Genomic DNA, 11725 nt, shown 5'->3' with positions numbered 1-11725 from the left:
TGAACGCGGCTTGCAAGGGATTCCCCTTGGCGGCTGAGCCCTGCGCGGTGTCGCAGTTGGGCGCACGCAACTGGAACCTGCTGGACGATGCGCTGGCGTACCCGATGGCCGTGTTGCGACGCCCAGCCCTCATGCACAACCTGGCCTGGATGCAAAACTTTGTGGAGCGCAAAGGCGTGGCCTTGGCCCCGCACGGCAAGACCACCTTGTCGCCCGAGTTGTTTCGCATGCAACTGCAAGCGGGCGCTTGGGGCCTGACCTTTGCCAACGTGCACCAGCTGCGCGTGGGTTTGGCGGCGGGCGTGCAGCGCGCCATCATCGCCAACCAGTTGGTGACCGATGCCGATCTGGATGGGCTGGATCTCTTGTTGCGCCAAAACCCTGGAGCGCGGGTGTGGTTTTTGGTCGATTCTTTGGCCCAACTCACTGTGTTGACCGATTGGGGTCGACGCCGTGGCAACACCCGTCCTTGGGATGTGTTGCTCGAGTTGGGCATTGCAGACTACCGCACCGGATGCCGCACGCACGAGCAAGCCTTGGCTTTGGCGCAGGCCATGGCCGCTTCGCCCGTTGTGTCTCTGGGCGGCGTGGAGTGTTACGAGGGTGGGCTGGGCCGCTGCGACAGCGCGCACGACATCGAAGCCGTGAGTGGCCTGGTGCGCAGCGTTCAGGCGCTGGTGCAGCAAATCGATGCGCAGAACCTCTGGGGCGGCGATGAGGTTTTGTTGTCGGCCGGGGGCTCTGCGGTCTTCGATCTGGTGATCCCGATGCTCAAAACCCAGGTCAAAAGCCGCCCGGTGCAAGGCGTGTTGCGCTCGGGTTGTTATGTCACGCATGACCACTGGAATTACGCCCGTTATCTGAAGCTGGTGGAGGCGCGCGAGGGTTTGAGCGAATCGTTGCAGCCTGCGCTGGAGATCTGGACACAGGTGCAGTCGGTGCCCGAGCCGGGGCTGGCCATTTTGACGGCGGGTCGGCGTGACCTGTCCTTTGACCAGTGCATGCCGATGCCGGTGCGCTGGGCGGCACGCGGTCAAAGCGGCGAGGGTGCCATGCAGGCCACGCCCGAGTCCTGGAAAGTCAAAGCGCTGAGCGACCAACACGCGCACATGGTGTTCGATGCCGAAGGCGTTTGGCCGCAGGTGGGGGACCGCGTGGCTTTGGGGATCTCGCACCCTTGCACCACCTTTGACAAGTGGCGCTGGATGGCCATCATCGAAGACGATGGCCGCATCAGTGGGGCGATCAGCACGCATTTTTAAGGGGTGAGCCCGTATGAAAAAAAGGCCGCCACGCAGCATTCGCGTGGCGGCCTTTTTGAAAGCTCACTTCAAACCGTTCAAAGCCTCGGCCGGGTAGCCCGGGCGGGTTTTGCAGTCTTCGATGTACTGCTCGACGATGGCTTCGTAGCTGGCATCGGCACGCAGGCCCAGGGCATGCGCACGTTCGAAGGTGCAGCCCTTGGCCCAGTTGTCCACGATGGCCGCGATGCGTTCGTCCTTCTGGAAAGTCACGCGGGCGCGCACGGCGGGACCCGCCACCTTTTCCAAAGCGGCCAGCATCTCGCTGACCTTGACGTTCAGACCTGGCAGGTTCAGTGCCATGCGGCCGCCAAAGGCTTCGCGGCTGGCCTCGAACACGGTGATCAAACCGTGCACGGTGTTGCCCGGCGAAGAGATGGGGTGCGACACGGTGGCATCTACCGGGCAGGTGGTGGGCGTGCCCGCCAAAGGCTCGCGGATGATGCCGCTGAAAAACGAAGACGCTGCACCATTGGGTTTACCAGGGCGCACAGCCACCGTCATCAGGCGTGCAGCGCGGCCGTCGATGTAGCCCTTGCGGGTGTAGTCGGCCACCATGTACTCGATCATCAACTTGTGCGTGCCATACGAGGTTTGCGGCGTGGGCAGCGTGGTGTCGGCCACCAGGGCAGGCATGGGGTTGGCCGCATCGGGCCCGAACACGGCCACCGAGCTGGCAAACACCAAGCGCGAAACTTTGCCCGAGGCGCGGATGCAATCAAGAAGCAATCGCGAGCTGTCCACGTTGGATCGCAAGCCCAGGTCAAAGTCCAGCTCGCACTCGCCCGATACGGCCGATGCCAAATGGAACACGCCATCAAAGCCGCTCTTGAACAAGTCGCCTTGCTCGAGCATGGGGCCAGCGTGACCCTTAACCCGTGGGTCGGCCAGCAAGTCGGCGGGGGCGGGGAACAGGTCGGCAATGACCAGTTCCTTGACGGTATGGCCATTGAGTTGGCCACGTTTCAAAATCTCGCGGGCCAGCCTAGCGCCCAAAAAGCCGGCACCGCCGGTGACCAAAACACGCATGGGTTTTCTTTCTTCAATGGTTGTCTTTGGGCACGGCCGAGCCGCGTTGGCCGACCAAAAAGTCCATGTCTGCGCCTTCGTCGGCTTGCAGCACATGGTCGATGTAGAGCTTCCAGTAGCCAGACTGCATGGCCGGTTCGGGCTTCGTCCATGCGGCCAGGCGCTTGGCCAGTTCCTCGTCGCTGATCAGCAGTTGCAATGTGCGTTCAGGCACGTTGAGCGAGATCATGTCACCGTTTTGCACCACGGCGAGCGGTCCACCGGCGGCGGCTTCGGGGCTGGTGTGCAACACCACGGTGCCGTAGGCTGTGCCGCTCATGCGGGCATCCGAGATGCGCACCATGTCGGTGATGCCCTTGCGCAGCACCTTGGGCGGCAATGGCATGTTGCCCACTTCGGCCATGCCGGGGTAGCCCTTGGGGCCGCAATTCTTCAACACCAATATGCAGGTTTCATCGACGTCCAGACTCTCGTCATCGATGCGTTTATGAAAGTCGTCGCTGTCTTCAAACACCACGGCACGGCCTGTGTGCACCATCAGTGCGGGGGTGGCCGCGCTGGGCTTGATCACCGCGCCCCGAGGCGCCAGGTTGCCGCGCAAAATGGCGATACCGGCTTTTTCTTTGAAAGGCGCATCCAGTGTCTTGATCACTTTGGGGTTGTAGTTCACGGCCGCCGCATTGTTTTCGCGCACGGTCTTGCCGCTCACGGTGATGATGTTGTTATGCAAAAGGCTTTCGATCTCTTTCATGACGACTGGCAAGCCGCCCGCATAGCAAAAGTCTTCCATCAGGTGCTCGCCTGAGGGCTGCATGTTCAAGATGCAGGACATCTCACTGCCCAAGCGTTCAAAGTCGTCCAAGGTGAGTTTCAGGCCCAATCGACCGGCAATCGCGATCAGGTGAATGACGGCGTTGGTCGAGCCGCCAATGGCCGCCAGGGTGCGGATGGCGTTTTCAAAAGCTTCGCGGGTCAGCACTTTGCTGATGGTTTGGTCGGTGTGCACCATCTCGACGATGCGACGGCCCGAGTCCCGCGCCAAAACATTGCGTCGGCCATCCACGGCAGGGAAGGTGGCATTGCCTGGCAAACCAATGCCCAAGGCCTCGACCATGCAGGCCATGGTGCTGGCGGTACCCATGGTCATGCAATGGCCATGGCTGCGGTGCATGCAGCTTTCGGCATCGAAGAAATCGGCCAACTTGAGGGTGCCTGCGCGCACTTGCTCGCTCATGCTCCACACGCCTGTGCCTGAGCCGAGTTCTTGGCCGCGCCATTTGCCATTGAGCATGGGGCCACCGCTGATGCCAATGGTGGGCAGGCCCACGCTGGACGCGCCCATCAGCAAGCTGGGGGTGGTTTTGTCGCAGCCCATCAGCAGCACCACGCCGTCGATGGGGTTACCACGGATGGATTCCTCGACGTCCATGCTGGCCAGGTTGCGGTAGAGCATGGCGGTGGGACGAAGCAGTGTTTCACCGAGGGACATCACGGGAAACTCGAGAGGAAATCCACCTGCATCGTAAACGCCGATCTTCACCTGCTCGGCCAAAGCGCGGAAGTGCGAATTGCAAGGGGTCAGTTCGCTGAAGGTGTTGCAGATGCCGATGACTGGGCGACCGTCAAACTGGTCATGCGGAACGCCCTTGCCCTTGACCCAGCTGCGGTAGGCAAAGCCATCGCGGTCTTGGCGTCCAAACCATTGCTGGCTGCGCAGGTCTTCGGGTTTTTTACGAGGGGTATCGCTCATGGGGTGATTCCGTTGGTGGGGCAGTTGAGAATGCTGAAAATCCTATCGTATGACGATAGAAAAACAAGCGGGCTTTGTAAAACCAGAGACATGGGGCAAACCCTAGACACCAAGACGACTGCGCCTAGGGTTTACCAGAGTCTGTCTCGGGCCCTCAATCATCATATGATAGGTGTTCGAATGCAGACCCCATGACGAACAATTTCCACAAAAATTCTCTTGATATATTGGGTCAGGCTATTTTGTCTGGCCGCTATGCGGTGGGCGCAAGCCTGCCGCCTGAGCCTGTTTTGTGCGAAGAGCTGGGTGTGAGCCGCACCGTGGTGCGCGAGGCCATCAAGTCGCTGGTGGCCAAGGGGCTGCTTTCGACCGGCCCCAAAGTGGGCACCCGCGTCATGCCCGAGGCGCACTGGAACTGGTTTGACCCCGATGTGGTGGCCTGGCAGGCTCGCTGCGGCCTGACACCTGAGTTTTTGAAAGACCTGCAAGAGCTGCGCCGTGTGGTCGAGCCTGCCGCGGTGCGGCTGGCGGCCGAGCGGGCCACACCCGAAGACATTGCCCACATTGAGGCCGCCTACGCTGGCATGAAGCAAGCGGTGGAAGAGGGTGGTGATTACGTCACTCACGATTTGCGTTTTCACGAAGGTTTGCTGCAGGCCTCGCACAACCGCATGCTGGTGCAAATGAGCAAGGCGCTCAATGCCTTGCTGCGCACCAGTTTCGAGATTTCCACCCGCATCCAGGATGGCACCAAGACCTCTTTGCCTTTGCACCGGGCGGTGCTCAGTGCTGTGATTGCTCGCAATCCGGCCAAAGCCGAGCGGGCAGTCATGGTCTTGATCGAGGGGGCCCGGCAAGACATCGAGCAGGTGCTGGCGTCGCGCCGCAAATTGCCGGGGGTCTCGGGTGTGGCGACACCCATCAAATCGCAAACCCGGCCTGCAAAACGAGCCGCCAAGATAGCTGTCAAGGAGGTGGCTTGAGCCGCTAGACACCCATGCAAACCACCATCAACGTTTTTTTCAAATTGCTGGAGTTTCTGGTCGTGGCCTGCCTGGTGGCCATGGTCATCATGGTGTTTGGCAACGTGGTGCTTCGCTACGGTTTCAATTCGGGCATTTCGGTCTCAGACGAAATGTCGCGATACTGTTTCATCTGGTTGACCTACATTGGCGCCATGGTGGCCATGCGTGAAAAAGGTCATTTGGGCGTGGACACGCTGGTCCGGCGTTTGCCCTTGGGAGGCAAGAAGCTGTGCTTTTTCCTGAGCGAAGTGATGATGCTCGGCTGCAACGGGCTTTTCTTTTTAGGCACTTGGAAGATGCACGATCTGCAGGTGACCAATATTTCCGTGGTGGTGGGCATTCCGATGATCTGGATTTATGGCATTGGCTACATCACGGCGGCCGTCATGGGCATCATGAATCTGCACAAACTGGCCCTTTTGCTGACAGGCCGTCTGGCCGAGTCGGATCTGGTCATGGTGGTCGAGTCGGAGGATCAGGTGGTGCTGGCCGAGATCACGCCTGAAGTGCGGGGACGCGCATGACCGTTGCAGTTTTTATTTTCAGTCTGCTCGGTGCCATGGCCTTGGGCATGCCCATTGCCTATGCCTTGTTGGTGTGTGGTCTGAGCTTGATGGCTTACATGGCTTCGAACGGCATGATCAATGCGTTCGATAGCCAAATCTTGGCGCAGCGCTTTGTCGATGGGGCCGACAACTTCCCCTTGTTGGCGGTGCCGTTTTTCCTCTTGGCGGGCGAGTTCATGAATGCCGGGGGCTTGAGTCGCCGCATCGTGAACCTGGCCATGGCCTGGGTGGGTCATTTCAGGGGCGGTCTGGGCTATGTGGCCGTGATGGCCGCGGTCATCATGGCATCGCTGTCGGGTTCGGCTGTGGCTGATACAGCGGCGCTCGCGGCCTTGCTGATCCCGATGATGAAGCGGGCCGGTTACAACGTGGGCCGCTCGGCAGGCTTGATTGCCTCAGGCGGCATCATTGCACCCGTGATCCCGCCTTCCATCGGTTTCATCATTTTTGGCGTCGCAGCGAACGTGTCCATCACCAAGCTGTTTTTGGCGGGGATTGTGCCGGGGCTGCTGATGGGGGTGGCGATAGGTCTGACATGGTGGTGGGTGGCCAAGCGCGAAAACGTGCAGCCGGGACCTCGCATGCCGATAGGCGAAAGGATCAAGGCCACCCGCGAAGGCATTTTGGCACTGGGTTTGCCGATATTCATCATCGGCGGCATGAAGTTTGGCGTGTTCACCCCCACCGAGGCCGCAGTGGTGGCGGCGGTCTACAGCTTTGTGGTGGGCGCGTTCATCTACCGTGAGTTGCAATGGTCCAAGCTCTACAGCCTGATACTGACCGCAGGCAAAACCACTGCGGTCATCATGTTTTTGGTGGCGGCTGCCATGGTCAGCGCCTGGTTGATCACCGTGGCCAATATCCCCGCAGAGGTGGCCAAGATGATGGAGCCGCTGATGGACAACAAGATGTTGTTGATGGTGGTGTTGATGCTCTTGGTCATTGTGGTCGGTACGGCCTTGGACTTCACACCCACGGTGCTGATTCTCACGCCGGTGCTGATGCCCTTGGTCAAGCAAGCGGGCATCGACCCCGTTTACTTTGGCGTACTGTTCATCATGAACAATGCCATTGGCCTGATCACGCCGCCTGTGGGCACGGTGCTCAATGTGGTGTGTGGTGTGGCCAAAATCAATATGGACACGGCCTTCAGAGGGGTGCTGCCTTTCTTGCTTGCGCAATTGGGCGTGCTGGCCTTGTTGATCGTTTTTCCTGCCATCGTCATCGAGCCGATGAAATGGATGCTGAGATGATTTTTTAACCCGTTGTACTTTTCTAAAGGAGACATGCATGATGAAACGCAGAAATTTGGTGGCCCTGATTGCAGGCACTTTCTTGGTGGCCTCCAGCGCCATGGCCCAGTTTGCTGAACGCAACATCAAGTTCACCAACGGCGTGAACGAAGACCACCCGGTCGGTGTGGGCGTGAAGAAAATGCAAGAAGTGCTCGCGGCCAAAACCGGCGGCAAGATGAAGATCACCGCCTTCTGGGGCGGTGCTGCGGGCGGCGATTTGCCAGCGACTCAGGCGCTGCGTGCCGGCACCCAAGAAATGGTGTGCACCTCCAGCTCACCGCTGGTGGGCATTGTCAAAGAGTTGGGTGTGTTCGATTTGCCATTCTTGTTTGCGAATGAAAAAGAAGCCGATGCGGTGCTCGATGGTCCTGCAGGCAGATTTTTCAATGCCCGTCTGGAAGCGGCTGGCCTGGTGAATTTGGCTTATTGGGAAAACGGTTTCCGTAACCTCACCAACAGCAAGCGCCCGGTCACCAAGTTGGAAGATTTTGAGGGTGTCAAAGTTCGCGTGATGCAGAACAACATCTTCTTGGACACTTTCAGGACGCTGGGCACCAACGCCGTGCCCATGGCTTTTGGCGAGGTGTTCACCGCGCTGGAAACCAAGACCATCGACGGTCAGGAAAACCCCTTCGTGACGATTGAAACCTCCAAGTTCAACGAAGTGCAGCGGTTCTTGAGCGTGACGCGACATGCGTACACGCCCTTCCTGATTCTTTACAGCAAAAAACTGTGGGACCAGCTGAACCCACAAGAGCAAGCGGTGTTGCGTGAAGCCGCCCTTGAGGGCCAAAAGGTTCAGCGTGCTGCCAACCGTGCACTGAACGAAAAATCTTTGGCTTCGCTCAAAACCAAGGGCATGCAGGTCAACGAAGTCAGTGCTGCCGAGCAAAACCGCATCCGCGCGCGCGTGGCTTCGGTGTACGACAAGCACAAAGACTCGATCGGTGCAGATGCGATCAAAGCGGTGCAAGACGAGTTGCGCAAGGCTCGTGGCGGTTGATCTTCAACCGCGTCTCTCAGCCACTTTTGCATGGGTCTGAGCCCTGGAGCTCCACAGCCAAAAGCTGTGGGGCTTTTTTAACGTCTCGATGGGTGTTCACATGAAAATCACACAACTCGAAACCATCCGTTTGGGCGAGTTCCCCAACATCATCTGGGTGCGCCTGCACACCGATGAGGGCCTGGTGGGCTTGGGCGAAACCTTCATGGGGGCGCAAGCGGTCGAAGCATATTTGCACGAATGGGTGGCCCCCAAACTGGTGGGGCAAGACCCGCTGGCCATCGAATCGCGCCAGCGAGACATCACCGGTTATTTGGGCTGGCGTGGGTCCGGGGTGGAGACGCGCGGCAACTCGGCAGTGGACATCGCCCTGTGGGATATTTTTGGAAAAGCCGCTGGCATGCCGGTTTACACGGCCTTAGGCGGCAAGAGCCGGGACGACATTCGCGTGTACAACACCTGCGCGGGCTACCAGTACATCCGCAGCAACGTGAACCAGACCAGCAGCAACTGGGGGCTGGGCAACAACACTGGACCTTATGAAGACCTGCAGGGCTTTTTGCACCGCGCCGACGAGGTGGCCGAGTCGCTGCTTTCCGAAGGCATCACCGGCATGAAGATCTGGCCTTTTGATGTGGCTGCAGAAAAGTCGCACGGCCAGTACATCAGCCCGCAAGACCTGAACACGGCGCTGGAGCCTTTCCGCAAGATCCGCAATGCGGTGGGCGATAAGATGGACATCATGGTCGAGTTCCACAGCCTGTGGCGCTTGCCCATGGCACAAAAGATTTCACGTGCGCTGCAGGAGTTTGACACCTTTTGGCACGAGGACGCGATCCGCATGGACAGCCTCGATTTGCTCAAGCAATACGCGGTTGACTGCAAAGCTTTGATTTGTGCGAGCGAGACGCTCAGCTACAAATGGGGTTTCAAGGATTATTTGCAAACCGGGGTGGCCGGTGTGGTCATGCTGGATTTGAGCTGGTGCGGAGGTCTGACCGAAGCACGCAAGATTGCTGCCATGGCCGATGCCTGGCAATTGCCCGTGGCCCCCCACGATTGCACCGGGCCGGTGGTTTGGGCCGCTTCTACGCACTTGTCGCTGCACGCGCCCAATGCCTTGATTCAAGAGAGCGTTCGTGCCTTCTACAGTGGCTGGTACAAGGAATTGGTGACCGAGTTGCCTCAGGTCAAAAACGGCATGATCAGCCTGAACGACAAGCCGGGCTTGGGACTGGAGTTGCTGCCTGACCTGCACCAGCGTGCCGATGCGGTGGTGCGGGTCAGCGTGTAGGGGCCCCGCCCCCAGGGCGATGAACTCAACCGTTCCAGCGGGTGTGGAACTTGCCGGGACGGTCAATCCGCTGGTAGGTGTGGGCCCCAAAATAATCGCGCTGCGCTTGCAGCAAATTGGCGGGCAGGCGGGCTGAGCGGTAGGCGTCGTAGTAACCCAGTGAACTCATGAACGATGGCACGGCCACGCCGTGCAGGGCGCCCATGGCCACCACTTCGCGAAGGTCCTGGTGACAGCGGCCCATCACTCCCGCAAAGTGGCGGTCCATCAACAGGTTGTCCAGATCGGGCGAGCGCTCAAAGCTGGCCCGAATGTCCTCCAGCAGATGGGCTCTAATGATGCAGCCAGCCCGCCAGACCGAGGCCACGGTGCCCATGGGCAGTTGCCACTGGTGTTCGCGGTCAGCGGCCTTGAGCAGGCTGAAGCCTTGGGCGTAGGTGCAAATTTTGGAGGCCAGCAAAGCATTTTTGATCTGGCTCAGCACCGCATCGCGCGGGCCGACGGCGCGGGCTGCAGGCCCTGGCAACACCTTGGACGCGTGGGCCCGTTCGGCATGCAAGCCGCTCACGGTACGTGCAAATACGGCATTGGCTATGGTCGGCGCGCTCACGCCCATATCGAGTGCGATCTGGCTGGCCCATTTGCCCGTACCTTTTTGTTCGGCTGTGTCCAAAATCAGGTCTACCAAAGCGCTGCCGGTTTCGGGGTCGGTGTGCGCCAGGATGTCGGCGGTGATGCCGATCAGGTAGCTGGCCAGCTCGCTCTGGTTCCATTCTTGGAACACCGCGCTCATCTCGGCCGGTTGCATGCCCAGCAAGTTGTGCATCAGCCAATAGGCTTCGCAGATGGTTTGCATGTCGGCGTATTCAATGCCGTTGTGCACCATCTTCACGAAGTGGCCCGAGCCGCCAGGGCCCATCCACTCGCAGCAGGCTTGTCCGTCTTCGGTTTTGGCGGCGATGGCTTGCAGCATGGGTTTCAGCCGAGGCCATGCGGCAGCGGATCCACCGGGCATCAGGGCCGGGCCGCGTAATGCGCCTTCTTCGCCGCCACTGACGCCTGCACCCACGTAATGAATGCCTGAGCCGTCCAGAAATTGAATGCGCCTTTGGGTGTCGGTGTAAAGCGTATTGCCCCCGTCCATGACCACATCGCCCGCACTCAGCAATGGGCTGAGTTGGGCCAGCACGGAATCGACCGCAGCCCCAGCGGGCACCATCAGCCACACGCAGCGTGGTGGCTGCAAGCCGCCCACGAGTTCCGCTAAAGAAGTTGCCGCCTGCGCCTTGAGCCCCTGTATGCGCTGGCCAAAGCTGTCACGCTTGGCAGCGTCGAGATCAAAACCCGCCACGCCGAAACCGTTGCGTGCCAAATTCAGCGCCAGGTTCTCGCCCATGACGCCCAGGCCCACCAAGCCGATGTCCATCTGCTGCATAGGTCCGATTCAACCCCGACCCACAAAAGGCATGTTGGTGGCCATCACCGTGGTGAACAAAATATTCGCTGACAAAGGCAGGCGCGCCATGGTCAGGAAGGTCTCGACCACGGCGCTCATGTCCATGCGCGGTTCGGCCTTGATGCTCAGGTCGGCCTGGTGCACGCCCGAGGCCATCTTGAGCGTCATGTCGGAGGCCACGTTGCCGATGTCGATCTGGCCGACCGCGATGCTGTAGGGGCGACCATCCAAAGAAGCTGCGCGGGTCAGGCCCGAGATGGCGTGTTTGGTGGCGGTGTAGGCGATCGAGCCGGGGCGTGGCACATGGGCCGAGATCGAGCCGTTGTTGATGATGCGGCCGCCTTGCGGGCTTTGCTCTTGCATCAGCTTGAAGGCGTACGACAAGGTGTAGAACGCGCCGTTCAGGTTGATGTCCACGGCCCGACGCCATTCGTCGCCAGACAGGTCGCCGGGCAAGGTGTAGGGCAGGGAAATGCCTGCGTTGTTGAACACCAGATCAAGGCGTCCAAAGCGCGAACGGATTTGTTCGAACAGGGCTTTGACTTCGGGTTCTTTGGACAGGTCGGTGGGGATCGCGTGGGCGTGGCCAGCGTTGGGGCCGGCCTCAAGCACGGCTGCTGCCAGCGCGTCTGCGCGGCGACCGACCAAGACCACTTGCCAGCCTTCTTTGAGCAGGGCCAGAGCGCAGGCTTTGCCAATGCCGGAGCTGGCACCGGTGACGAGGGCGATTTTGGACATGGTGAAAACTTTCTAGAGAGGGCTGGAAAACCTGTGATTTTCAGGCGTTTTGAAAAGAAATCTGTACCTTGAGTGACTGGCTCTTGTCGGCCGCCAGGTCAAACGCTTCGATGGCGCGGTCCACGGGCAAGATGCCGGTGATCACGGGTCGGCCATTGACCAGGCCTTCGTTCAAAAAACGCACGGCGGTGGCGAATTCAGCATGGAAGCGGAAGGTGCCGCGCAGGTCCACCTCTTTGGCCACGATTTGTGTCATGGGCAGGCTGAT

General features: G+C 59.8%; 10 protein-coding genes and 1 pseudogene. 6 read left to right on the top strand and 5 right to left on the bottom strand.

Features of this window, described 5'->3' with window-relative positions:
* Positions 1 to 1262 (top strand): alanine racemase (locus tag ABWQ00_RS11985; RefSeq protein ID WP_353238909.1); only part of this gene is annotated, 1262 nt, incomplete at its 5' end.
* Between the two features lie 63 nt (positions 1263 to 1325).
* Here the strand turns inward: ABWQ00_RS11985 and denD are convergent.
* Both denD and ABWQ00_RS11975 read right to left on the bottom strand, forming a co-directional pair.
* Complete coding sequence (gene denD / locus ABWQ00_RS11980) at positions 1326 to 2330, bottom strand: D-erythronate dehydrogenase (RefSeq protein ID WP_353238908.1); 1005 nt, start codon at positions 2328 to 2330, stop codon at positions 1326 to 1328.
* Positions 2331 to 2343: 13 nt separating this feature from the next.
* Positions 2344 to 4080: an IlvD/Edd family dehydratase gene (locus ABWQ00_RS11975; RefSeq protein WP_353238907.1), complete on the bottom strand. Its 1737-nt coding sequence runs from the start codon at positions 4078 to 4080 to the stop codon at positions 2344 to 2346.
* A 191-nt stretch (positions 4081 to 4271) separates the two neighbouring features.
* Here ABWQ00_RS11975 and ABWQ00_RS11970 point away from each other — a divergent pair, with 191 nt between their 5' ends.
* From ABWQ00_RS11970 to ABWQ00_RS11950, 5 genes are all read left to right on the top strand, one after another.
* Entirely contained in the window at positions 4272 to 5063 is a 792-nt protein-coding gene (locus ABWQ00_RS11970) for a FadR/GntR family transcriptional regulator (protein WP_353238906.1), read from the top strand.
* Positions 5064 to 5077: 14 nt separating this feature from the next.
* On the top strand, positions 5078 to 5629 hold the full coding sequence (locus ABWQ00_RS11965; protein ID WP_353238905.1) for a TRAP transporter small permease: 552 nt from the start codon (positions 5078 to 5080) through the stop codon (positions 5627 to 5629).
* Complete coding sequence (locus ABWQ00_RS11960; RefSeq protein ID WP_353238904.1) at positions 5626 to 6924, top strand: TRAP transporter large permease subunit; 1299 nt, start codon at positions 5626 to 5628, stop codon at positions 6922 to 6924. Before ABWQ00_RS11965 ends, ABWQ00_RS11960 begins: the two co-directional genes overlap by 4 nt.
* Before the next feature lie 37 nt (positions 6925 to 6961).
* Positions 6962 to 7969, top strand: coding sequence for a TRAP transporter substrate-binding protein (locus ABWQ00_RS11955; protein WP_353238903.1), 1008 nt, complete (start codon positions 6962 to 6964; stop codon positions 7967 to 7969).
* A gap of 100 nt (positions 7970 to 8069) precedes the next feature.
* Complete coding sequence (locus ABWQ00_RS11950) at positions 8070 to 9263, top strand: mandelate racemase/muconate lactonizing enzyme family protein (RefSeq protein WP_353238902.1); 1194 nt, start codon at positions 8070 to 8072, stop codon at positions 9261 to 9263.
* Between the two features lie 25 nt (positions 9264 to 9288).
* On the opposite strand, the gene gnd is transcribed toward ABWQ00_RS11950, so the two are convergent.
* The 3 genes and pseudogenes from gnd to ABWQ00_RS11935 form a co-directional block, all read right to left on the bottom strand.
* Positions 9289 to 10698 carry an NADP-dependent phosphogluconate dehydrogenase gene (gnd, locus tag ABWQ00_RS11945; protein ID WP_353238901.1) on the bottom strand — a complete coding sequence of 470 codons (1410 nt, stop codon included), beginning with the start codon at positions 10696 to 10698 and terminating at the stop codon, positions 9289 to 9291.
* Between the two features lie 9 nt (positions 10699 to 10707).
* Entirely contained in the window at positions 10708 to 11457 is a 750-nt protein-coding gene (locus tag ABWQ00_RS11940; protein ID WP_353238900.1) for an SDR family oxidoreductase, read from the bottom strand.
* 40 nt (positions 11458 to 11497) lie between these two features.
* Positions 11498 to 11725, bottom strand: a pseudogene (locus tag ABWQ00_RS11935) (L-idonate 5-dehydrogenase); the annotation flags it as partial.

The sequence above is a fragment of the Limnohabitans sp. genome (genome assembly GCF_040400975.1).
Lineage (GTDB): Bacteria > Pseudomonadota > Gammaproteobacteria > Burkholderiales > Burkholderiaceae_C > Limnohabitans_A.
This window is presented reverse-complemented; position numbering and strand designations above follow the sequence as displayed.

Excerpts from the sequence above, each read along its gene's own strand:
- denD (WP_353238908.1), bottom strand. The coding sequence starts at position 2,330 with ATGCGTGTTTTGGTCACCGGCGGTGCCGGCTTTTTGGGCGCTAGGCTG.
- ABWQ00_RS11975 (WP_353238907.1), bottom strand. The coding sequence starts at position 4,080 with ATGAGCGATACCCCTCGTAAAAAACCCGAAGACCTGCGCAGCCAGCAA.
- ABWQ00_RS11970 (WP_353238906.1), top strand. The coding sequence starts at position 4,272 with ATGACGAACAATTTCCACAAAAATTCTCTTGATATATTGGGTCAGGCT.
- ABWQ00_RS11965 (WP_353238905.1), top strand. The coding sequence starts at position 5,078 with ATGCAAACCACCATCAACGTTTTTTTCAAATTGCTGGAGTTTCTGGTC.
- ABWQ00_RS11960 (WP_353238904.1), top strand. The coding sequence starts at position 5,626 with ATGACCGTTGCAGTTTTTATTTTCAGTCTGCTCGGTGCCATGGCCTTG.
- ABWQ00_RS11955 (WP_353238903.1), top strand. The coding sequence starts at position 6,962 with ATGATGAAACGCAGAAATTTGGTGGCCCTGATTGCAGGCACTTTCTTG.
- ABWQ00_RS11950 (WP_353238902.1), top strand. The coding sequence starts at position 8,070 with ATGAAAATCACACAACTCGAAACCATCCGTTTGGGCGAGTTCCCCAAC.
- gnd (WP_353238901.1), bottom strand. The coding sequence starts at position 10,698 with ATGCAGCAGATGGACATCGGCTTGGTGGGCCTGGGCGTCATGGGCGAG.
- ABWQ00_RS11940 (WP_353238900.1), bottom strand. The coding sequence starts at position 11,457 with ATGTCCAAAATCGCCCTCGTCACCGGTGCCAGCTCCGGCATTGGCAAA.